The sequence below is a fragment of the Chelatococcus sp. CO-6 genome, assembly GCF_001271345.1.
GTDB lineage: Bacteria > Pseudomonadota > Alphaproteobacteria > Rhizobiales > Beijerinckiaceae > Chelatococcus_A > Chelatococcus_A caeni.
Genome location: NZ_CP012398.1, coordinates 3,491,443 through 3,513,879, shown reverse-complemented (window position 1 = coordinate 3,513,879; position 22,437 = coordinate 3,491,443). Strand labels below are relative to the sequence as shown.

General features: G+C 67.6%; 21 protein-coding genes. 15 read left to right on the top strand and 6 right to left on the bottom strand.

Annotation, left to right across the window (positions count from 1 at the left end):
- Nucleotides 1–8: 8 nt before the first annotated feature.
- A complete protein-coding gene (locus tag AL346_RS16480) occupies nucleotides 9–758 on the bottom strand; it encodes a pyridoxine 5'-phosphate synthase (protein ID WP_019404168.1) in 750 nt (249 codons plus the stop codon).
- A gap of 272 nt (nucleotides 759–1,030) precedes the next feature.
- On the opposite strand from AL346_RS16480, the gene phhA reads away from it, so the two are divergent.
- The 13 genes from phhA (at nucleotide 1,031) to purF (ending at nucleotide 16,241) form a co-directional block, all read left to right on the top strand.
- On the top strand, nucleotides 1,031–1,906 hold the full coding sequence (phhA, locus tag AL346_RS16475) for a phenylalanine 4-monooxygenase (RefSeq protein ID WP_019404167.1): 876 nt from the start codon (nucleotides 1,031–1,033) through the stop codon (nucleotides 1,904–1,906).
- Nucleotides 1,907–2,010: 104 nt separating this feature from the next.
- Nucleotides 2,011–2,532, top strand: a complete 522-nt coding sequence (locus AL346_RS16470) for a cytochrome c (protein WP_026015480.1) — start codon at nucleotides 2,011–2,013, stop codon at nucleotides 2,530–2,532.
- Nucleotides 2,533–3,204: 672 nt separating this feature from the next.
- Nucleotides 3,205–4,878 (top strand): DUF262 domain-containing protein, encoded by a 1,674-nt coding sequence (locus AL346_RS24780; protein WP_082312545.1) that lies wholly within the window; start codon nucleotides 3,205–3,207, stop codon nucleotides 4,876–4,878.
- Nucleotides 4,879–5,164: 286 nt separating this feature from the next.
- Complete coding sequence (gene rpsF, locus AL346_RS16465) at nucleotides 5,165–5,623, top strand: 30S ribosomal protein S6 (RefSeq protein WP_019404165.1); 459 nt, start codon at nucleotides 5,165–5,167, stop codon at nucleotides 5,621–5,623.
- Nucleotides 5,624–5,626: 3 nt separating this feature from the next.
- On the top strand, nucleotides 5,627–5,863 hold the full coding sequence (gene rpsR / locus AL346_RS16460; RefSeq protein ID WP_019404164.1) for a 30S ribosomal protein S18: 237 nt from the start codon (nucleotides 5,627–5,629) through the stop codon (nucleotides 5,861–5,863).
- Between the two features lie 193 nt (nucleotides 5,864–6,056).
- Nucleotides 6,057–7,052: a DUF2232 domain-containing protein gene (locus AL346_RS16455; protein WP_019404163.1), complete on the top strand. Its 996-nt coding sequence runs from the start codon at nucleotides 6,057–6,059 to the stop codon at nucleotides 7,050–7,052.
- 18 nt (nucleotides 7,053–7,070) lie between these two features.
- Nucleotides 7,071–7,637, top strand: a complete 567-nt coding sequence (rplI, locus tag AL346_RS16450; RefSeq protein WP_019404162.1) for a 50S ribosomal protein L9 — start codon at nucleotides 7,071–7,073, stop codon at nucleotides 7,635–7,637.
- Nucleotides 7,638–7,830: 193 nt separating this feature from the next.
- Nucleotides 7,831–9,084, top strand: a complete 1,254-nt coding sequence (locus AL346_RS16445; protein WP_026015479.1) for a cyclopropane-fatty-acyl-phospholipid synthase family protein — start codon at nucleotides 7,831–7,833, stop codon at nucleotides 9,082–9,084.
- Nucleotides 9,085–9,467: 383 nt separating this feature from the next.
- Nucleotides 9,468–10,958, top strand: a complete 1,491-nt coding sequence (locus tag AL346_RS16440) for a replicative DNA helicase (protein WP_019404160.1) — start codon at nucleotides 9,468–9,470, stop codon at nucleotides 10,956–10,958.
- A gap of 39 nt (nucleotides 10,959–10,997) precedes the next feature.
- Nucleotides 10,998–12,149 carry an alanine racemase gene (alr, locus tag AL346_RS16435; RefSeq protein ID WP_245258950.1) on the top strand — a complete coding sequence of 384 codons (1,152 nt, stop codon included), beginning with the start codon at nucleotides 10,998–11,000 and terminating at the stop codon, nucleotides 12,147–12,149.
- 349 nt (nucleotides 12,150–12,498) lie between these two features.
- A complete protein-coding gene (gene radA, locus AL346_RS16430) occupies nucleotides 12,499–13,911 on the top strand; it encodes a DNA repair protein RadA (RefSeq protein WP_019401922.1) in 1,413 nt (470 codons plus the stop codon).
- 103 nt (nucleotides 13,912–14,014) lie between these two features.
- Nucleotides 14,015–14,656: a CvpA family protein gene (locus tag AL346_RS16425; RefSeq protein WP_019401923.1), complete on the top strand. Its 642-nt coding sequence runs from the start codon at nucleotides 14,015–14,017 to the stop codon at nucleotides 14,654–14,656.
- 136 nt (nucleotides 14,657–14,792) lie between these two features.
- Entirely contained in the window at nucleotides 14,793–16,241 is a 1,449-nt protein-coding gene (gene purF, locus AL346_RS16420) for an amidophosphoribosyltransferase (protein WP_040404223.1), read from the top strand.
- Between the two features lie 329 nt (nucleotides 16,242–16,570).
- On the opposite strand, the gene AL346_RS16415 is transcribed toward purF, so the two are convergent.
- Both AL346_RS16415 and AL346_RS16410 read right to left on the bottom strand, forming a co-directional pair.
- Nucleotides 16,571–17,179 carry a L,D-transpeptidase gene (locus tag AL346_RS16415; protein WP_019400462.1) on the bottom strand — a complete coding sequence of 203 codons (609 nt, stop codon included), beginning with the start codon at nucleotides 17,177–17,179 and terminating at the stop codon, nucleotides 16,571–16,573.
- Between the two features lie 160 nt (nucleotides 17,180–17,339).
- Nucleotides 17,340–17,732 (bottom strand): hypothetical protein, encoded by a 393-nt coding sequence (locus tag AL346_RS16410; protein ID WP_019400463.1) that lies wholly within the window; start codon nucleotides 17,730–17,732, stop codon nucleotides 17,340–17,342.
- A 216-nt stretch (nucleotides 17,733–17,948) separates the two neighbouring features.
- Here AL346_RS16410 and AL346_RS16405 point away from each other — a divergent pair, with 216 nt between their 5' ends.
- Nucleotides 17,949–18,689 carry an SDR family NAD(P)-dependent oxidoreductase gene (locus AL346_RS16405; protein ID WP_019400464.1) on the top strand — a complete coding sequence of 247 codons (741 nt, stop codon included), beginning with the start codon at nucleotides 17,949–17,951 and terminating at the stop codon, nucleotides 18,687–18,689.
- A 46-nt stretch (nucleotides 18,690–18,735) separates the two neighbouring features.
- On the opposite strand, the gene der is transcribed toward AL346_RS16405, so the two are convergent.
- The 3 genes from der to AL346_RS16390 form a co-directional block, all read right to left on the bottom strand.
- Nucleotides 18,736–20,094: a ribosome biogenesis GTPase Der gene (der, locus tag AL346_RS16400; protein WP_019400465.1), complete on the bottom strand. Its 1,359-nt coding sequence runs from the start codon at nucleotides 20,092–20,094 to the stop codon at nucleotides 18,736–18,738.
- Nucleotides 20,095–20,112: 18 nt separating this feature from the next.
- The gene (locus AL346_RS16395; RefSeq protein WP_019400466.1) at nucleotides 20,113–20,775 is read right to left on the bottom strand and encodes a tetratricopeptide repeat protein; all 663 of its coding nucleotides are present in this window, start codon (nucleotides 20,773–20,775) and stop codon (nucleotides 20,113–20,115) included.
- A 124-nt stretch (nucleotides 20,776–20,899) separates the two neighbouring features.
- Complete coding sequence (locus AL346_RS16390) at nucleotides 20,900–21,808, bottom strand: DMT family transporter (RefSeq protein WP_040403455.1); 909 nt, start codon at nucleotides 21,806–21,808, stop codon at nucleotides 20,900–20,902.
- A 153-nt stretch (nucleotides 21,809–21,961) separates the two neighbouring features.
- Here AL346_RS16390 and AL346_RS16385 point away from each other — a divergent pair, with 153 nt between their 5' ends.
- Nucleotides 21,962–22,399 (top strand): Lrp/AsnC family transcriptional regulator, encoded by a 438-nt coding sequence (locus tag AL346_RS16385; protein ID WP_019400468.1) that lies wholly within the window; start codon nucleotides 21,962–21,964, stop codon nucleotides 22,397–22,399.
- Nucleotides 22,400–22,437: the final 38 nt, after the last annotated feature.

The window sequence follows — 22,437 nt, the reverse complement described above, 5'->3', positions numbered from 1 at the left end:
GGCACCCCTTACGCGCCGGCGCGCCCGGCCTCGATCGCCGCGCGCATGGCCCGCACGGCCCCTTCGAGCCCGATGAAGACGGCCTCGCCGATGATGTAGTGGCCGATGTTGAGCTCGGCCACCTCCGGGATCGCCGCGACCGGCCCGACATTGGCCGTGGTGAGCCCGTGGCCGGCGTGCACCTCGATATGGTAGTGGGCGGCGCGCGCCGCCGCCCTGCGCAGGCGCTCGAGCTCGTGGGCGATGCGCGCCTCGTCCCCCGCCAGCACCGCCTCGGCATAGGATCCGGTGTGCAGCTCGACCACCGGCGCGAGCAGCGCCGCCGCCGTCTCAAGGACGGCCTCGTCCGGCTCGATGAAGAGCGAGACGCGGATGCCGGCGCCGGTCAGTTCGGCGACCATGGGCCGCAGATGCGCATAGCCGGTCACGATGTCGAGACCGCCCTCGGTCGTGCGCTCCTCGCGCTTCTCCGGCACCAGGCAGGCGGCATGCGGCAGGGTGGCGAGGGCGATCGCCACCATCTCCTCCTCCGCCGCCATCTCGAAATTGAGCGGCACCGGCAGCTCGGCCTTGAGGCGCGCGATATCCTCGTCGCGGATGTGGCGCCGGTCCTCGCGCAGATGCGCGGTGATGCCGTCCGCCCCGGCCGCGACGGCGGCATGGGCCGCGCGCACGGGATCGGGATGGTCCCCGCCGCGCGCATTGCGGATGGTGGCGACGTGATCGATGTTGACGCCCAGTCTCACAGTGGAAGCCATGGTGACGTGCTCTCCAGGCGGGCGTCGGGCGCCGGCCGCTCGCGTGCGGCAAGGGCCCCCGCCCTGTTCTCACGGGTTTAGCCGAAGTCGCGCCGTCCAGCCATCCCGCCGCGCGGGGGGCAGCCTTGCCGCGGAGGGGGCAAGGCGCGATGATCCGAAAAGGACGTCCTGCGGGCCGGGCGGACCTGCCGCGCCGCTTCGTGCGTTATGCCGGCGGAGCCTGTCGCGAGGCCGCATCCGCAGCCGGCTCCCGCACGTCAGGGAGGCAAGCGATGTCCACGCACGCCGTGTTGAACGCGCAGAGCGTCGAAGACTGCATCATCGCGCAGGACTGGGAGCGCTACAGCGCCGAGGACCACGCCACCTGGGGCATCCTCTTCGAGCGCCAGCGCAAGACGCTGGAAGGCCATATCTGCCAGGAATATCTCGACGGGCTCGCGGCCCTCGGCATCGGCCCCGAGGGCGTGCCGGACTTCCGCGCCATGAACGAGCGCCTGAGGCGCCTCACCGGCTGGGAGGTGGTGGCCGTGCCCGGCCTCATCCCCTCGCGCCCCTTCTTCCAGATGCTGTCCGACCGGCGCTTCCCGACCGGCACCTTCATCCGCAGCCGGGCGCAGCTCGACTATCTCGAAGAACCCGACATCTTCCACGACGTCTTCGGCCACGTGCCGCTGCTCACGAACCCGGCCTATGCCGACTACATGCGCGAATACGGCCGCACGGGGCTCGTCGCCTGCGACAACAAGGGCGTGAAGTTCCTCGCCCGGCTCAACTGGTACACCATCGAGTTCGGCCTCATCCGCAAGCCCGAGGGCATCAAGGCCTACGGCGCCGGCATCGCCTCCTCCTACGGCGAGGCGAAATACGTGGTCGAGGACCCCTCCGCCAACTTCCTCGCCTTCGACCTCGAACGCGTGCTGCGCACCGGCTATTACATCGACGACTTCCAGGCCACCTACTTCGTCATCGACCGGTTCGAGGACCTGTTCGCCCTCATGCGCCAGACGGATTTTCTGGAATTGTACACGCGGCTGCGGACGGAGCCGGAGCTGACCCCGTTCGAGATCGGGCCCGAGGATGTGGTGGTGCGCGAGGGCACCGGCGAATACTGGCGCGAGTTTCCGCAGGCGAAGGCGCATCTCAAGTAACGCACGCCCGGCCGGTTGCGGCTACCGGCATGGAAGAAGACTTCAGTTTATGTTAAATTTTATCCTTCCCGGCCAAGACACGGGCAAGCGGAGGGAGAAGAGTCATGTCACGGATTCTTCTTGTGTTTCTGGCCGCCTCGGGCATCGCACAGGCATTGCCGGCGCTCGCCGAGGACGCTGAGGTCGCGCGGGGCAAATATCTCGTCACCATCGGCGGCTGCAACGACTGCCACACGCCGGGCTATCTCTTCGGTTCACCCGACATGTCGCGCTTTCTCGGCGGCTCCGACGTCGGCTTCGAGATTCCGGGCATGGGCGTCTTCGTCGGCCGCAACATCACGCCCGACAACGAAACCGGCATCGGCAGCTGGACCAAGGAGCAGATCGTGACGGCGATCCAGACCGGCGAGCGGCCGGACGGCCGCATCCTCGCGCCGATCATGCCCTGGTACGCCTTCGCCAATCTCACGCCCGACGACGCCATGGCGATCGCGGCCTATCTCAAGAGCCTGCCGCCCGTCAGCCACGAGGTTCCGGGGCCGTTTGGTCCAGGGGAAAAGGTGACGACGTTCACGTTCCGGATCTTGCCGCCAGGGGAGACGGCGGCGGCTGCGCCGGGGAAGTAGGCTGGGCAGGCGGGAACGACCGCGGGCAAGTCCGGCACACCGCCCGACAGCGCAGGGCGCCGAACGTCAACCGCTTCCTGCACACCGGCTACGACATCAACGACGGCCGGCCGCGATTTTATCATCGAGCGGTTCGAGGACCTGTTCGTGCTGATGCGAGAGCGGATTTCGCCGCGCTCTCCAAGCGGCTGCGCCACGAGCCGGAGCTGACGCCGTTCGAGATCGGGCCGGAGGATGTGGTGGTGCGTGAAGGGCACCGGCGAATACTGGCGGGGGTTCAGGGAGCGGAAGGGGGCGGTTGAAGTGAGGAGTGGCAAATGCGCCGGCGAATTGCGACAGCGGCGCAAAACGACAGCACACAGCGCGCCGTGCGCATTAAAATGCACTAACGCGCGCTGCCACTACGCATGCCACGCAATGGCGGCATGTAACGCACCCGGAACAGACATCTTCAATTGAACCGAGCCGCGCACTTGAACCTATTGCGAACACGCAGAAAATCCGCACACTGTGGTCAGAGACGACGAGGGAGACGACGCTCTCATCTTAGTGCACACCTTAGATCTCATGCAATCCTGATACACACAAATAAAGTCACACCCTCGCGGCGTGATAGTATAAATTCACCATTCTAACGCTATTCAATCGCCCTTTAAGCACCAGGGGATACAGGTGACGACACAGTTCGAATTCCAACCAACAACCCTGCTCAGCCTTCTTAAAGATCGATATCTTTCAGTGCCGAGATACCAACGATCCTACTCATGGTCACAGGACCAAATTAGCGATTATTGGTCCGATATCCTGCGAGCCATCGCAGATAATCGAGACTATTTCATGGGAACTATTGTACTCTCCGCTGAAGATGGCGGAGTATCTCAGTCGATAATTGATGGGCAGCAGAGAGCTTCGACCACAACCATATTACTTGGGGCCATTAGAGATCAATTTAGACAGGGAGGCCTAGAAGACGCCGCAAACGGACTTCAAAACCAATACATTGCCCCTTATGATGTAAACGAATTTGCGCCAAAGCCAAGAATTCGGCTAAACACCAATGATAATCCCTTTTATGAGGCAGCGATAGTGCGGGGCGAAACGCCCGCCGCCACGACAGACTCTCATCGGCTAATCGAATCCGCAAAAAGTTATTTTACCCACAGAATTAGCGAAATCGCAAACAACAATCCCACACAATGGAAGAATAAACTTGCCGATATCGTAACTTTCCTCACCAACAAGGCCCGCGTGGTGGCAGTCAAAGCCCCAACCGACGCTGACGCGTTTACAATATTTGAGACACTAAATGATCGAGGCGCGGACCTAACAATCGCCGATCTTTTAAAAAATTACCTTTTTAGCACATCTGGCAACGAAATCGAATTTGTACAAGAACGATGGATCGAAGCCGTTTCGATTCTCGACCTATATCAACCCAATCGCGAATTCGTCAACTTTATGCGCCACTTGTGGAGCTCCAAACACGGAGCGACCCGGGAACGAGACCTCTACCGCAGAATCAAGGACAAGGTCCGCACAAAGCAGGATTCTGTGGACTTTTCCAAGGAAATAGCCGAGGGAGCTAAGCTCTATGGCGCCATACTGTCGATTGATAATGAATTTTGGAGAGGCTATTCAGACAATTCAATGCAGTACATAAGCCAGCTTCAGAATCTTGACCTAGAACAAAGCCGCCCTTTATTATTGGCCATTCTGAGCTACTTTAACAAAAGCGAAATTGAGAAAAGCATTTCGGCGCTTGTTTCCTGGTCAGTCAGAGGTATTGTTGCCGGAATACTCGGCGGCGGGCAAGCGGAGCGCTACTACTGCGAGGCCGCCGTTGAGATTCGAGAAGGAAGAATTAAGGATACTGCGTCACTTCAGACGAAACTGGCACCACTTATACCAACGGACACCGCCTTCAGAGAAGCATTCAAGCGATTCAGCACGACTAGCGGCAAATTAGCACGCTATATGCTGCTTGCATTCGAACGTAGCTTAATAGGCGAGAACGAACCGGAATTAGTTCCGAACGAACTACAAAGCGAAGTTAACCTCGAACACATACTGCCAAAAAACGGAAAAGCTCCCGATTGGGGGCATTTTACGGCGGAGGAGATCAATGTATTCGCGCATCGCTTTGGCAATCTGACCCTTCTGCGAAAAAGCGAGAACGCAAAAATTGGCAACAAACCTTGGTCTGTAAAACTGCCCATGATTGCCAGCTCATCGCTTAAATTGAACTCCCTGGTTGCAGGAAACTCCAATTGGAGGCGAGAGGAAATTAACGCACGCCAGGAGGTGCTTGCGGACTTAGCTCCAAACGTTTGGCCGCTTACCACTTAACGCACGCGATTGAAAACTGGTACGCAGGTGTAGGAAGAGTTTGGCGAGCCCCCTTGCCATCCCCCTCAAAATCCCTTAAAGGCCCCGCTTCACGTTCGCTCCGGCCGGGGGCTGAACGGACGGCGGTGCCTTGCCGACGGGATCTGCTCCCGAGGTGAGGCCCGTGAGGGGCATCCGCCCCGGCGTCCCGTGTCTCCGCCTTCGAACAGCGCGCTCGGGCCTTGGCGACAGGGCTCGAAGGGCTCAGCGCCGGAGAGAACGTCGGTTGTAAAGGAAAGGCCACTCAATGGCTCTCTACGAGCACGTCTTCCTGGCACGCCAGGATATTTCCGCACAGCAGGTCGAGGCCCTCGTCGAACAGTTCAAGGGCATCGTCGAGACGAACGGCGGCTCCGTCGGCAAGACCGAGTACTGGGGCATCAAGTCGCTCGCCTACCGCATCAAGAAGAACCGCAAGGCGCATTTCACGCTGGTCAACATCGACGCCCCGGCCGCGGCCGTGGCCGAGATGGAGCGCCAGATGCGCATCAACGAGGACATCCTGCGCTTCATCACCCTTCGGGTCGAGGCGCACGAGGAAGGCCCCTCCGCAATGATGCAGAAGCGCGACCGCGACGAGCGCCGCGACCGCGACGGCGGTTTCGACCGCGGCCCGCGCGGTGACCGGGGCGATCGTGGTGACCGCGGCGACCGCGGCCCGCGCCGCGACCGCCGCGAAGACGAAACGGCGTCCGAGGAGAACTGAGCCATGTCGAGCGCACCCCGCCGCCCCTTCTTCCGCCGCCGCAAGACCTGCCCGTTCTCGGGCCCCAACGCGCCGGTCATCGACTACAAGGACACGCGCCTGCTCTCGCGCTACATCTCCGAGCGCGGCAAGATCGTGCCCTCGCGCATCACGGCCGTCTCGGCCAAGAAGCAGCGCGAGCTCGCCCAGGCCATCAAGCGCGCGCGCTTCCTGGGCCTGCTGCCCTACGTCATCAAGTAAGGTGACGTTCGACGCGGCATCCGGCTCGCCGGGTGCCGCGCATGAAGCCCGGGCGGACGCCTCGCCCGCCCGGACGCAGCAAGCGAACCCGAAAACCCCGTCGCTCTCCCGTCACGCTTCGTGGAGAGTTTGCTGGGACGGACGTCGGATCCGCCCCTAACCCTGCGAAAGGCAGCGGGACAGCAGGACGATGATGAGCACTCTCGTCATAGGCGCAGGCGCCGGCCTCGTATCGGCCCTCCTCTTCACCGTGGTGATCACCGGATCGCCGCTGGCGGTGATGCTGTCCTATGTCGCCCCCCTTCCCGTCATCATTGCAGCGCTCGGCTGGAACCACCGGGCCGGCCTCGTTGCCGCCGCCGTCGGCGCGCTCGCCATCGGCATCGCGCTGCGCTGGGCGGCTGCGCCGGCCTTCGCGCTCGGCGTCGCTTTGCCCGCCTGGTGGCTCGCCTATCTCGGCCTTCTCGGCCGCGCCACGGGCGACGGGCGCACCGAATGGTACCCCATCGGCCGGCTGCTCCTGTGGGTGGCGGCGGTCGCCGGGCTCGTCACCTTCGCCGGCGCCGTCTCCCTCGGCTGGTCCTACGAGGCCTATGTCGAGACCATGCGCCGCGCCATCGAATCCGTGCTGAGGGCGGAGCTCGGCGCCGGAGCCGAGGGTGCCGCAGAGGGCGCGGGCGAGTTGCCCGGCGGTCTCTCGGCCGTCGCGACGGTGGACACCATCGTCGCCGTGATGCCGCTCGCCGCCGCGGCCTCCTTCGTGCCGATGCTGGTCATCAACCTCTGGGGCGCGGCCAAGGCGGTGAGCCTCTCCGGTCGGCTGCCGCGGCCGTGGCCGCCGCTGCCGCTGATGGTGCTGCCGCGCCAGGCGCCCTTTGCGCTGGCGCTCGCACTCGCCGGCGGCTTCATGCTGACGGGCTTCGCCGGGGTCCTCGCCCAGGCACTCACCGGCGCGCTCGCCGCCGCCTTCGCGCTGCAGGGCCTCGCGGCCATCCACCGCTGGACGATGGGCAAGGGCGGACGGCCGCTGATTCTCAGCTTCGTCTATCTCGTCGTCGTCATCTTTCTCATCTGGGCGCTGCCGGTGCTCGCCATCGTCGGCGTCGCGGCGGCCTTCTTCGGCCCGCCCGAACACCAGATCACGTCGGGCACGCCGCCCGTCGCTCCCGACAGCCAGAACCGAACCTGAAACGTAAGGAGAACCACCATGGAAGTCATCCTGCTCGAACGCGTGCCGAAGCTCGGCCAGATGGGTGAGGTCGTGCGCGTGCGCGACGGTTTCGCCCGCAATTTCCTCCTGCCGCAGGGCAAGGCGTTGCGCGCCACCACCGCCAACAAGGCCCGCTTCGAACAGCAGCGCGCCCAGCTCGAGGCCCGCAACCTCGAGCTCAAGAGCGAGGCGGAGAAGGTCGCCGAGAAGCTCAACGGCGAGAGCTTCGTCATCCTGCGCCAGGCCGGCGAGACGGGCGTGCTCTACGGCTCGGTCGCCACGCGCGACATCGCCGAGGTGCTGACGGCCGGCGGCTTCACCGTCTCGCGCCAGCAGATCGTGCTCAACGCGCCGATCAAGACGCTCGGCCTCCACACCGTGCCGGTGGCGCTGCACCCGGAGGTCGAGGTGTCGATCACCGTCAACGTCGCCCGCAGCGCCGAGGAAGCCGAGCGCCAGCAGCGCGGCGAGGCCGTCTTCACGCGTGAGGAGACGAACCTCGACGACCTCGGCCTCGAGGTGGGCGCGGCGCTCGCCGACGCCGCCGGCGAAGAGGAAGTCTGAGGCAAGACGAGGCCCAAGAAACAGCGGCCGGCGGCGCATGAAGCCGCCGGTTTTGCGCCCGTTTCTTCAGCCATGTTCACAGTTCATGGGCGCCGTGATCGGCGCCCATTGCTTTTCTGGGCAACCGTTCCTAACCTTTTTCTGTCGTTCCAGCACAGTTGCAACGGTCGCGAGGCCGGGAGGAGGTGCAGGTATGGACAGGTTGCTGCGACCGTTGCTTGGCCGCCTCATCCGGCAGGGCACCCTCGAAGTGCAGGTGGCGGACACGCCGCCCTTCGTCGTCGGCGACGGCAGCGGCCCTCCCCTCGGCATCCGCATCGCGGGCCGGCGGGACGTGGCGGCTCTGATCGCCAACCCGGACCTCGCCCTCGGCGAACTCTACATGAACGGCCGCCTGACGATGCAGAAGGGCGACATCGCCGATCTCATCGCGCTCGGCATGATCAACCTGCGCCTCGCGAGCCCGCCCCTGCCGGTGCGCCTCGTCCGGCGCTGGCGCAAGTGGCTGCGCGGCATCATGCAGTGGAACCGGATGCCGCAGGCCCGGCGCAACGTCGCCCACCACTACGACCTCGACGGGCGGCTCTACAGCCTCTTCCTCGATGCCGACAGACAATATTCCTGCGCCTATTTCGAGACGCCGGACCAGTGCCTCGACGATGCGCAGCTCGCCAAGAAGCGGCACATCACGGCCAAGCTCCTCGTCGAGCCGGGGCACAAGGTGCTCGACATCGGCTGCGGCTGGGGCGGCCTCGGCCTCTATCTCGGCGCCTATGCGGAGGCCGACGTCGTCGGCATCACGCTGTCAGAGGAGCAGCTCGGCGTCGCGAGCGCGCGCGCCAAGGAGCGCAACCTGACCGACAAGGTGCGCTTCCGCCTGCAGGACTACCGCGCCGTCGAGGAGCGCTTCGACCGCATCGTCTCGGTCGGCATGTTCGAGCACGTCGGCGTGCCCTATTACCAGACCTTCTTCGACACGGCGGCGCACCTCCTCGACGACGACGGCGTCATGCTGCTGCATTCCATCGGCCGCATGGAGGAGCCGGGCGCGACCAATTCCTGGATCGCCAAGTACATCTTCCCCGGCGGCTACATCCCGGCCCTGTCAGAGGTGCTGCCGGCCATCGAGCGCGCCGGCCTGATGGTGACGGACATCGAGATCCTGCGCCTGCACTATGCCGAGACGCTGAAGGCCTGGCGCCAGCGCTTCCACGCCCGCCGGGAGGAGGCCGTCGCGCTCTACGACGAGCGCTTCGCCCGGATGTGGGACTTCTATCTCGCGGGTTCGGAGATGTCCTTCCGCCACGACGGCATGATGGTGTTCCAGATCCAGCTCGCCAAGAAGATCGACACCGTGCCGCTGACGCGCACCTACATCGCCGAGCGCGAGGCCGCGCTGCGCCGGCGCGAGGGCCAGCGCAGCCCGCTGAGGCTCGCGGGGGAGTAGCGGACGGGGAAGAGACTGCGGAGCCCCACGGCCACGGTCGCTGAAACCCGGTGCCGTCCCTTCCTGCCGTCATGCCCGCGCTTGTCGCGGGCATCCACGCCTTTGACGATTGCAAGCCCGAAGGCGTGGATGGCCGGGACAAGCCCGGCCATGACGAGGGAGCCCCCGCACCTGCATTGAACGCCGGCGTCATGGGCAATGCCCTGCCTCCCTGCGGCAGAGTCACCCGCGCGACACGGTCAACGAAAGGTTAACGACTTCTTAACGCCGTCCCCGCTTTGCTGGACTGTGCACCGCGTTTTTGCCGCCTCGCGCCCGCGCGGCTTCGGCGGGCGCGCCGACGTGTTAGTCTCATCGTCCAGCGACTCGATGACCGAAGACCGATGGCAACCGTGAATTCACTCGCAGCGCGGCTCGACGGCCCCGATGAGCCGCGCTACCGCCTTGCGCCGCACAATATCGACGCCGAGCAGGCGCTGCTCGGCGCGATCCTCGTGAACAACGAGGCGTTCTTCCGCGTCTCCGACTTTCTCGAGCCCGCCCATTTCCACGAGGAGGTGCACCGGCGCATCTACGAGGTGACGTCGAGCCTCATCAAGGCGGGCAAGATCGCGACGCCGATCACGCTGAAGACCTTCCTCGGCGACCACGACCTCGGCGGCCTCACCGTCTCGCAATATCTCGCGCGGCTCGCCGCCGAGGCCACCACCATCATCAATGCCGAGGACTACGGCCGCACGATCCACGACCTCGCGATCCGCCGCGAGCTCATCGGCATCGGCGAGGACATGGTCAACGTCGCCTATGACGCGCCGGTCGACGTCTCGCCCCGCGACCAGATCGAGGATGCGGAGCGCAAGCTCTACAGCCTGGCCGAGACCGGCCGCTACGACGGCGGCTTCCAGCGCTTCGCCGATGCGCTCACCGCGGCCATCGACGTCGCCGCCGCGGCCTACAAGCGCGAGGGCAAGCTCTCCGGGCTCGCCACCGGGCTGCACGACCTCGACCGCATGATGGGCGGCCTGCAGCCGTCGGACCTCGTCATCCTCGCCGGCCGCCCGGCCATGGGCAAGACCTCGCTCGCCACCAACGTCGCCTTCAACATCGCCAAGGCCTACCGCGGCGAGAAGCAGCCGGACGGCGCGGTGAAGGCGGTGGACGGCGGCATCGTCGGCTTCTTCTCGCTCGAAATGTCGGCCGAGCAGCTGGCCAACCGCATCATCGCCGAGCAGTCCGGCATCCCCTCCTACAAGATCCGCCGCGGCGACATCCGCGAGGAGGAGTTCTACCGGATCAGCGACGTCGCCCGGGAGATGCAGACGATCCCCTTCTACATCGACCAGACGGGCGGCCTGTCCATCGCCCAGCTTGCGGCAAGGGCGCGGCGCCTCAAGCGCCAGCGCGGGCTCGACCTCCTCGTGGTCGACTACCTGCAGCTCCTCTCCGGCTCGTCCAAGAAGGGCGAGAACCGCGTGCAGGAGCTGACCGAGATCACGACGGGCATGAAGGCGCTCGCCAAGGAGCTGCACGTGCCCATCGTCGCCCTGTCGCAGCTGTCCCGCCAGGTCGAGAACCGGGACGACAAGCGGCCGCAGTTGTCGGACCTGCGCGAATCGGGCTCGATTGAGCAGGACGCCGACGTCGTCCTCTTCGTCTACCGCGAGGAATATTACCTCAAGAACAAGGAGCCGAAGCCCGGCACCGAGGAGCATTTCAAGTGGCAGGCCGAGATGGACCAGGCCCACGGCAAGGCCGAGGTCATCATCGGCAAGCAGCGCCACGGCCCCACCGGAACCGTGCAGCTGTCGTTCCAGGCCGACGTCACGCGCTTCGGCAATCTCGCGCAGGAAGACCGCCTGCCAGAGCAGTTCTGAGTGGCGCTGAGGCCAAATTCACATGAGGCTCCGGACATCGTGACCAGTGCATCGAACGAGCCGCGCCCCGCCATCGGCGAAGACGAGGCAGGCGGGCTCCTCACCATCGATCTGGCCGCCCTCGTGGCCAACTGGCGCACCCTGGCCGCCAAGGCCGGCGGAGCCGAGACGGCGGCCGTCGTCAAGGCCGACGCCTACGGCATGGGCATCGACGAAGCGGTCCCCGCGCTCTACGCCGCCGGCTGCCGTACCTTCTTCGTCGCCCATCTCGTCGAGGCGCGGCGCACGCGCGCGGCGGCGCCGGATGCCGTGATCTACGTGCTCAACGGCCTCCTGCCCGGCACCGCCGCCGCCTATCCGGCGCATGACCTGCGGCCGGTGCTGGGCTCGCAGGAGGAAGTCGAGGAATGGGCGGCCTTCTGCCGGGCGGGCGCCGGCCGGCTGCCGGCGGCCATCCATGTCGACACGGGCATGAACCGCCTCGGCCTCAGGGCCGAGGCCGCGCTGCAGCTCGCCGAGGACGCCGAGCTTCTCGGCGCCTTCACGCCGAGCCTCGTCATGAGCCACCTCGTCTCGGCCGAGGAACCCGAGCATCCGATCAACGCCCGGCAGATCGCCGCCTTCACGCATGTGCGCGAGCGCTTTGCCGGCGTGCCGGCCTCTCTCTCCAACTCCTCCGGCATCTTCCTGCCGCAGGCGCCGCATTTCGACCTGGTGCGGCCGGGGTACGCGCTCTACGGCGGCAACCCGACGCCCGAGCGCGCCAATCCCATGCGCCCGGTGGTGCAGCTCGAGGCGCGCATCATCCAGCTGCGCTGGGCGCCGGACGGCGAGACGGTGGGTTACAACGGGCACTGGACGGCACAGGGCCGGCGGCGCATCGCGACGCTGTCGGTGGGCTATGCCGACGGCTATCTGCGCACGGCGAGCGGCACCAACCTCAAGAGCGGCGGCGAGGCGCTCGTCGCGGGCGTGCGCTGCCCGTTTGCCGGGCGCATCTCGATGGACCTGATCACGCTCGACGTCAGCGCCGTGCCCGAGGGCGCCGTGCAGCGCGGCGACAAGGTCACGCTCATCGGCAACGGCCTCACGGTCGACGAGGCCGGCAAGCGCGCCGGCACCATCGGCTACGAGATGCTGACCGACCTCGGCAAGCGGTACTACCGCCGCTACCTGCCGGCGGGCCAGTAACCGCCGGCAGCCAGAGGGACGCCGAAGGCAGGAGTGCTTCCCCTCCCCCCGCTGGCGGTGGGGAGCGGCTAGGGGTGGGGGGCTTCGCCGCCACAGCGCGACAGAGCTTTCTTTTGAAGCCATGAAGGGAACCAGACCGTGAAGGCCGTCCTCCGCCGCTCGTTTCGCGATCCATACATCGCCTTGACCAGCGCCGCCGTCAGGCCTCGGCCCGGAGCGCGTTTCGCCGGCACTCAGCTGCAGGCGCCCCCCACCCCGACCCTCCCCGCCGCTTCGCGGAGGGAGGGAGCGTGGCGCGCATGCGCCAAGCGGCCGCGCCTGCATTTCCACCCGGCGAATTGAGCGTCCCATGGCCAAGCGCGCGCCCTCCTTCATCTGCCAGAGCTGCGGCGCGTCCTATACGCGCTGGCAGGGCAAGTGCGACGCCTGCGGGGCGTGGAACAGCCTCGCCGAGGAGACGGCGAGCGCGCCGCCCATGCCCGTTCCGGGGGCGCGGATGGGCGGGCGGGCGAAGGGGCGCGTCTTCCCGCTCGAGGGCCTCACCGGCAGCGAAGCGCAGGCGCCGCGCGCGGCGAGCGGCATCGGCGAGCTCGACCGCGTGACCGGCGGCGGCTTCGTCGAGGGCTCGGTCATCCTCATCGGCGGCGACCCCGGCATCGGCAAGTCGACCCTGCTCATCCAGGCCTGCGCGGCCCTGGCGCGGGCCGGCCACCGCATCGCCTACATCTCGGGCGAAGAGGCCATCGGCCAGGTGCGCCTCAGGGCCGAGCGGCTCGGCCTCACCGACGCGCCGGTGGAACTCGCCTCGCAGACCAATGTCGAGGATATCGTCGCCACTTTGTCGCAGGGACCGGCGCCGCGGCTCGTGGTCATCGATTCGATCCAGACCATGTGGAGCGGCCTCGTCGATGCGGCGCCCGGCACCGTCACGCAGGTGCGCGGCAGCGCGCAGACGCTCATCCGCTTCGCCAAGACGACGGGTACCTGCGTCATCCTCGTCGGCCACGTCACCAAGGACGGGCAGATCGCCGGCCCGCGCGTCGTCGAGCACATGGTGGATGCGGTCGTCTCCTTCGAGGGCGACAGCGGCCACCACTTCCGCATCCTGCGCGCGGTCAAGAACCGCTTCGGCCCCACAGACGAGATCGGCGTCTTCGAGATGACGGGCAGCGGCCTTGCCGAAGTGCCCAATCCCTCCGCCCTCTTCCTCGCCGGCCGCGACCATGCGGCGCCCGGCGCGGCGGTCTTCGCCGGCATGGAGGGCACGCGCCCCCTCCTCGTCGAGTTCCAGGCGCTCGTCGCCCCGACCTCCCTCGGCACGCCGCGGCGGGCCGTGGTCGGCTGGGAGCAGAACCGCCTCGCCATGGTGCTCGCCGTGCTCGAGGCGCACGGCGGCCTCAAGCTCGGCATGCACGACGTCTATCTGAGCGTCGCGGGCGGGCTGAAGATCACGGAGCCGGCGGCGGACCTCGCCGCGGCGGCCGCCCTCGTGTCCTCCCTCGCCGGCCGGCCGCTGCCGCCGGAGGTGGTCTTCTTCGGCGAGATCGGCCTCTCCGGCGCGGTCCGGCCGGTCGCCCAGGCCGCCCAGCGCCTCAAGGAGGCGGCCAAGCTCGGCTTCCGCCGCGCCGTGACGCCCGCGGCCATCCGCGAGGCGGGCGATGCGTCGCTCGCCCTCACCGGGACGGCCCATATCGCGGATCTCGTCGCCAACGTCGCGGCCGGGCCGCGGCAAAGGGATGCCCGGCTCGTTCATGACAGGTGACGAAAGCCCATCGGCGGGCTATACAGCGCGCTGAGGCAGCAACGTGGCCAGCGGCATCAGGCGCCGAGGGCATAACGAAGACAAGGCTCAACGGCGCGCGCTCATGCCAGTTCCGCTTTTCGATCTCATCGTCCTCGGCATCGTCGTGATCTCGGCCCTGCTGGCGACCGTGCGCGGGTTCACGCGCGAGGTCCTCGCCATCGCCTCCTGGGGCGCTGCCGCGGTTGCCGCGCTGATGCTGCATCCGGCGCTGCTGCCCTACGTGAAGCAGCACATCTCGAACCCGACCATCGCGCTCGTCGTGGCCATCGCGGCCATCTTCCTCGTCACGCTGATCATCGTGTCCTTCATCACGGTGCAGCTGTCGGACCTCGTGCTCGATTCGCGCATCGGCGCGCTGGATCGCTCGCTCGGCTTCGTCTTCGGCGCCGCCCGCGGCTTCCTGATCTGCGCCGTCGCCTTCCTCTTCTTCAACTGGCTGATCACGCCCGAGATGCAGCCGGAATGGGCGCGCGACGCCAAGACGCGCGGCATCCTGCAGTCGACAGGCAACAGCCTGATGGCCCTTCTGCCTGACGATCCGGAAACGGCGATCCTGCAGCGCCTCAAGCGGACGAAGCCGGAAGGCGAGACCGAGGAGCCGCCGGCCGAAGCGGTGCCGGAGCAGCGCACCCAGCAGACGCCCGGCAGCTACGAACAGGGCGACAGGCAGGGCATTCGCGCCCTGGCCGGGGGAAACAACTGAGGAAGCCCGCGCTTTTCGCACATGCGGCATGACGTGAGTGCGGATTGCAACGACAATGGTTTGACACGACATGAGGCGTGACCGCCCGTCTCCATGACCCCATGGTCAGCGGGCTGCCGTGCGTGCGGTGGACGACATGATGGACAGCGACTTTGACGGGGATACCCTGCACGAGGAGTGCGGGGTGTTCGGCATTTACGGGCATCCTGACGCGGCGGCGATCACCGCGCTCGGCCTGCATGCGCTGCAGCACCGCGGGCAGGAGGCGGTCGGCATCGTCTCCTACGACGGCACGAAATTCCATGCGGAGAAGGGCCTCGGCCTCGTCGGCGACAATTTCTCCGACGCGGCGGTGATCGCCCGCCTGCCCGGCGCCGCCGCCATCGGCCACGTGCGCTATGCGACGACGGGCGAGACGGCGCTGCGCAACGTGCAGCCGCTCTTCGCCGAGCTGCACGGCGGCGGCTTCGCCGTGGCGCACAACGGCAATCTCACCAATGCGCTCACCCTGCGCCGCCAGCTGGTGCAGGACGGCGCCATCTGCCAGTCGACCAGCGACACCGAGGTCATCCTGCACCTTGTCGCGCGCAGCCGCCGCGGCCGCTTCATGGACCGGTTCATCGACGCGCTGCAGCGGCTCGAGGGGGCCTATTCCTTCGTCGGCCTGACCAACAAGAAGCTCATCGGCGCGCGCGACCCGCTCGGCATCCGCCCGCTGGTGCTGGGGCAGCTCGACGGGCGCTACATCCTCGCCTCCGAGACCTGCGCGCTCGACATCATCGGCGCCAAGTTCGTGCGTGACATCGAGAACGGCGAGGTCGTCGTCATCTCCGAAGAGGGGATCGAATCGATCAAGCCCTTCCCGGACCAGCCGATGCGCCCCTGCATCTTCGAGTACATCTACTTCGCCCGGCCCGATTCCATGGTGCACGGGCGCAACGTCTACGAAGTCCGCAAGCGCATGGGCGAACAGCTGGCGCGCGAGGCGCCGGCCTCGGCCGACGTCGTGGTGCCGGTGCCCGATTCCGGCGTGCCGGCGGCGATCGGCTATGCCCAAGCCTGCAACATCCCCTATGAGCTCGGCATCATCCGCAACCATTATGTCGGGCGCACCTTCATCCAGCCGACCCAGTCGGTGCGCGAGATCGGCGTGCGCATGAAGCATTCGGCCAACCGCGGCGTGGTCGCGGGCCGGCGCATCGTGCTCGTCGACGATTCCATCGTGCGCGGCACCACCTCGGTGAAGATCGTGCAGATGATGCGCGATGCCGGGGCGACCGAGGTGCACTTCCGCATCGCGAGCCCGCCGATCGCCCATCCGGACTACTACGGCATCGACACGCCCGAGCGCGACAAGCTGCTCGCCGCGACCCATTCGCTCGAGGAGATGCGGGCCTATATCGGCGCCGATTCGCTCGCCTTCCTGTCGGTCGACGGCATCTACCGGGCCGTCGGCTACGAGGGCCGCGACCCGGCGCGCCCGCAATTCACCGACCATTGCTTCACCGGCGATTATCCGACGCCGCTCACCGATATCTCGGGTGAAGCGCCGCGCCAGCTCTCGATGCTGGCCGAAGCGGGCTGAACCACCGCGTCCTTCCGATAGAAAACCCGCCTTCGCGAGAAGGCGGGTTTTTTCATGCCAGCCCCGAAGCCTCCAGACCTGCCCTCCCCGCGTCATGCCCGCGCTCGTCGCGGGCATCCACGCCTTGGCCGTCCTGTGCAACGTCAAAGGCGTGGATGGCCGGGACAAGCCCGGCCAAGACGAGAGGGAGCGCTGCGACGCAATGCTCCGGGGCGTTGCGCCTGCCGCAACCGGACGGTTCAGAAGGATGCCCTCCTCTCCCCGCCCTCGTGCAGCTGAGGAAGGCTCCTCGCCTCGCACTACGGACCTGACGACCGCAGAACCGCGGGTCAGATCACGATGACCCGCGTTCCCGTCGGCACGCGCTGGTGGAGGTCGATGATGTCGTCGTTCATCAGCCGCACGCAGCCGGAGGAGACCGCCTGGCCCATGGTCCAGGCCTCGGTCGTGCCGTGGATGCGGTAGAGCGTGTCGACGCCGTTCTGGTAGAGATAGAGGGCGCGCGCGCCGAGCGGGTTCTTGATGCCGCCCGCCATCATCACCGGCAGCTCCGGCTGGCGCTTGCGCATCTCGGGCGGCGGATACCAGGCCGGCCAGACGGCCTTGCGCGCCACCGTCGCCTCGCCCGACCAGGAGAAGCCGTCGCGGCCGATGCCGCAGCCGTAGCGCAGCGCCTCCCCATTCTGCAGCACGAGGTAGACGAAGCGCGTCTTGGTGCGCACGACGATCGTGCCCGGGCGGCCGGGACCCTCGTAGGGCACGATCTGGCGCATGTAGATGGGGTCGATGACGAAATCCTGCGGCGGACCGGCGAGAGTGTCGGGCGCCTGCTGGGCGGAAGCCCCGACGCCGGTCATGGCTGCGGCCGGCAGCCCGGCAAGCGAACAGGCGGCGGCGCTGAGGCCGATGGAGAGAAAATTGCGACGATCCATGGACATGTCTTCTTCCTCGGGAGGGACGGACGCCGCCGGCAACGGCACGGCCCGAGGCTGACCTCCAGGCACCCGCCGCGACCGCCGGGACATCGCGTGCCCGGCGGATCACTCCTGCCGCACGGCCGATGCCCTCGGGGGCGTCATGAACGAAAACGGAGAAAACTCAGGTGACGAGAAGCCGCGGCGGGCCGAGTGGCGGCGGCACCTCGTGCGTCGGCAGCATGCGGCTCTGCACGCAGCCGGCGAGATCGGAGAAGCCCCGCAGCGGCGCGGCAGCCGCAGCGGCCGGCAGGATGCCGGGCTGGCAGTGCGTCTTGGTCTCGCCTGCGGGCACCGCCTGGTCGTCCGCCGCCGACGGCACATCGAGCGACAGGACGGCAAGCTCGCTCAGGCTCGACGCCGCGAAGGTGGCAGCGAGGCGCTCGGCCACATTGCGCGTATGGGCCATCCGCCCGGCGATCATGGCCACCGCCAGGGCAACGACGAGCACGAGCCAGGCGCCGCGCACGAAGCGCTGCCACCCGACACGTCCATCGATGCGCGCCGATACCGGCATGATTGCCCCCGCCAAAGCTGCGGCTTCCAGATGCCGCCATGTACACCCGTCAGATGCTGCCGCATTGCGGCAAAACTGGGCAAATCACAGGCTGGCGAGTCGAGAAGGCAACAGTGTTGCCAAAACTCCACAATTCAGCCCGCGGCCTCGCCCGGCGGCGCAAATGGTGCTAGGGACGGGCCAGATCAGACTCGCGCCTCAACTGCAGGATCGTCCATGTCCAGCCCCCTCGCCGACCGCATCGCCCTCGTCACCGGCGCCTCGCGCGGCATCGGCCGTGCCGTCGCGCTCGAACTGGCGCGTGCCGGCGCCCATGTGATCGCCCTTGCCCGCACCAGCGGCGCACTGGAAGAACTCGACGACGAGATCCGCGCCCTCGGCGGCTCGGCGACACTCGTGCCCGTCGACCTCAAGGATTACGACGCGCTCGACCGGCTCGGCGCCGCCATCCACGAGCGCTGGGGCAAGCTCGACGTCCTCGTCGCCAATGCCGGCCTGCTCGGCGCGCTGTCGCCCCTCGGGCATATCGAGCCGAAGGTGTGGGACGACGTGATGGCCGTGAACGTCACCGCGAACTGGCGTCTCATCCGCTCGCTCGATCCGCTGCTGCGCGCCTCCGATGCCGGCCGGGCGGTCTTCGTCTCTTCCGGCGCGGCGCACAAGGGCACCGCCTATTGGGGCCTCTATGCCGTCTCCAAGGCAGCGCTCGAGATGCTGGCGCGGACCTATGCGGCCGAGACCGCCAGCACGCCGGTGAAGGTGATGCTCGCCAATCCCGGTCCGCTGCGCACGGCCATGCGCCGGGCGGCCATGCCGGGCGAGGACCCGCAGAGCCTGCGCACGCCGGAGGATTTCGCGCCCCATCTCGTCGAGCTCGTGCTGCCGGAGTGGCAGGAGAGCGGGCTCATCTACGATTTTCGCGAGGATCGGCTGCTGAAGCCGCAGATGCCGGCGTAAGGGAGGCAGTCGGCGGTAGGCAGTCGTTGATCCGACTGCCGATTGCCTATTGCCGCCCGCCCTTCTCGTACGGGTTCTTGCCCGTGCGCAGGGAGAGGCGGATGGGCACGCCCGGCAGGTCGAAGGCCTCGCGCAGGCCGTTGACCAAGTAGCGCGTGTAGGACTTCGGCAGTTCCTGCAGCTGGTTGCCGAAGATGGCGAAGTGCGGCGGGCGCGCCTTCACCTGGGTCATGTAGCGGATCTTGATGCGCCGGCCGGCCACCGCCGGCGGCGGGTGGCTCTCCAGCATGTCGCCGAGCCAGCGGTTGAGCTGGGAGGTCGACACGCGGCGGTTCCACACGTCATGCGCCGCAAAGACCGCCTTCATCAGCGCGTCGACACCCTCGCCGGCGAGGCCGGACAGCGGCACGACCGGCACGCCCTTGACCTGGGCGAGCAGGCGCGAGGCCTCTTCCTTCAATTCCTTCAGCAGGCCCGGCCGGTCGGCGACGAGGTCCCACTTGTTGAGGCCGATGACGAGCGCCCTGCCCTCGCGCTCGACGAGGTCGACGATGGTGAGGTCCTGCTTCTCGAAGGGGATGGTCGCATCGAGCAGCACGACGACGACGTCGGCGAAGCGCACGGCGCGCAGGCCGTCGGCCACGGAGAGCTTCTCGAGCTTGTCCTCGACGCGGGCGCGCTTGCGCATGCCGGCGGTGTCGAACAGCTTCACCCGTCGGCCGCGCCAATCCCAGTCGAGCGAGATGGTGTCGCGCGTGATGCCGGCTTCCGGGCCGGTGAGCAGCCGCTCCTCGCCCAGCATGCGGTTGACGAGAGTGGACTTGCCGGCATTGGGACGGCCGACGATGGCGACGCGGACGGGCCGGTCGGCCGCCTCCGTCTCCTCCTCGTCCTCATTCTCCTCCGGCTCGCGCGGCAGCAGGGCTTCGAGCGCGTCGTAGAGCTCGCCCAGGCCCTCGCCGTGCTCGGCCGAGATCGGGACGGGATCGCCGAGGCCGAGGCCGAAGGCCTCATAGGCGCCCTCGATTCCCTTGCCACCCTCCGCCTTGTTGGCGAGCAGCACCACGGGCTTGCCGGAGCGGCGCACCACGTCGGCAAAGGCGCGGTCGGTCGGCGTCAGGCCGGCCCGCACGTCGACGACGAAAAGGATGACGTCAGCATCGGCGATCGCCGCCTCGGTCTGGGCGCGCATGCGCCCGGCGAGGGAGGCCTCGTCCGCCTCCTCGAGGCCGGCCGTATCGACGATGTTGAAGGTGAGGTCGCCGAGCCGCGCCTCGCCCTCGCGCCGGTCGCGCGTCACGCCCGGCCGGTCGTCGACCAGCGCGAGCTTCTTGCCGACGAGGCGATTGAACAACGTCGACTTGCCGACGTTGGGCCGGCCGATGATGGCGACTGTGCCAGCCATGGCTTCTTACCTGTAGGCTCAGCCGGCGTTGCCGGCGGGGCCGCTGCGCACGAGTTCGAGATAGATGTTGACGCGCTGGCGCAAGGCCGGCGGGGCCTCGCGGTCGGAGGCGATCTGGTCGAACCAGCGGCCCGCCGCCTCGTAGTCGCCGGCCTTGAGGGCCGCGAGGCCGAGGAGCTCGCGCGCGCTGTGGCGCCACACGGCGGTGGGCGTGGCAAGCGGCTCGAGCTTCGCCGTCACGGCAGCAGCGTCCATCTGGCCGAAGCCCGCGACGACGGCGCGCAGGCGCGCGAGATCGCGCAGGCCGGCCGGCACGGTCGCGTCGGCCGCGATCGCCTCGTAGGCCTCGACGCCCCGGGCCGGATCCGACCGGGCGGTCTCCGCCGCCAGGCGCAGGCGTGCCACGAGGCGGTAGCCGGTCGACCCGTCGTTCTCGATCTCGCGCAGCAGCGCCGCGGCCTCGTCGCCCCGGTTCGCACCGAGAAGCTCGAGCGCCTGCTCGTAGCGGGCGCCGGTCGCCTCCGCCTGGCTGCGCTGCTGGTGCTGGTAGAACCGCCAGCCGCCAATGGCCGCGACGAACACGACCGCCAGGACGATGACCTTGGTGCCGTGCTTCTTCCAGAAGGCGAGCGCCTTGTCGCGCCGCAGCTCCTCTTCGATCTCGTGAAAGATATCAGCCATCGAGCCCGTTGACCGCTGGCCCGCGCGAGGCGCGGGCAAATTTCATCCAGCCGGTCGCCTAGCACAGTCACCGGCCAAAGGCGAGCGCCATGGACGAGCGCGCGCCGGCCGAGCCGCCGCGCGTTCAATCGCAGGCTCGCGCCGGCGCGATCCGGCGGCGCGGACGGCCGGGAAGCGACCATCCGAGGTTCATCGCCGCCGCGGCGAGAAGCACGCCGGCGGCGCCGGCGATCTGCAGCCCCTGCAGGGGATGGCCGAAGGCCAGAAGATCGACCAGCACCGCGGCGATCGGATAGATGAAGGACAGCGCCCCCGCGAGATGGGTCGGCAGCCGCTGAAGGGCGCCGTAGAGCAGGATGTACATGAGCCCCGTGTGCGCGACGCCGACCGTCGCGAGCAGCGTCCACTGCCCTCCCCCGGAGGGCGGATGCGCCAGGTCGGCGAAGGGCGCCAGCATCAGGATGCCGACGCAGACCTGCACGAGGGCGATGAGGTGCGGCGGCGTGCCGGCGAGCCTGCGCGCGACGATGGCGGCGAGCGCATAGAAGAAGGCCGCGGCAAGCGCCAGGAGGATGCCGCCGAGATAGTCGCCGCTGGCTGTGGCCGCAGCGGGCTTTCCCTCGACGATCAGCAGCATGCCGGCGAAGGCGAGCGCGAGCCAGGCGAGCTGCGCGCCGGTCACCCGCTCGCGCAGAAGGAGCGCCCCGAGCCCCACCAGCATGAAGGGCTGCGTGTTGTAGACCACCGTGGCGACGCCGATGGAGGCACGCGAATAGGCGGCGAAGAGCAGCAGCCAGTTGAGCACGATCGCCACGCCCCCGAGCGCGGCAAGGCCGAGGATGCGAAGCGGCCATTTCCCCCGCAGCAGGCCCATGGCCGCGCAGACGACGAGGAGCGTCGCGGCCCCGAAGACGCAGCGCCAGAACACCACGTCGAGCACGGGCCGACCGGACATGACGACGAACCAGCCGATGGTGCCGGAGATGACCATCGCCGCCGTCATCTCCGCCGTGCCGCGCAACCTCTCGCTCATGATCCGTCCTCCGCGGCCGCTGCCGCCGGCACCATTGCCATCGCTGCCGATGATGATGCGGCGCCCGGGCGCATTCCATGAGCTTCGAAAGGCGTGTTTTCAATTTTGCCTAATTATGCAAGGCTGACGGCTCAATCTGCCGATGGGGCCGCCATGCTGGACGATATCGACCGACGTCTCCTCGCCGTCCTCGTGGAGGATGCGCGTCTCTCCCTCAAGGAGCTCGCAGCCCGTGTCGGCCTGTCGTCGCCGAGCGTGTCGGAGCGGTTGCGGCGGCTGGAGGAACGGGGCGTCGTGCGCGCCTATACGGTGGACATCGCCCCGCAGGCGCTCGGCTACCAGCTGCAGGCGATCGTCCGTATCCGGCCGATGCCGGGCAAGCTGCACGTCGTGCAGCAGCTCATCGAGGAGACCGAGGCCTTCTGCGAATGCGACAAGGTGACGGGCGACGACTGCTTCATCGCCCGTCTCTTCGTGCGCTCCATCGAGGAACTCGACCGCATCCTCGACCGCATCGCCGACAAGGCCGAGACCAGCACCGCCATCGTCAAGTCGCAGCCGATCCGCCGGCGACCGCCGCCGCTGGCCTGAACGCGCCCTCCCTGCCACCCGCCGGCCCCCGCCTGGAA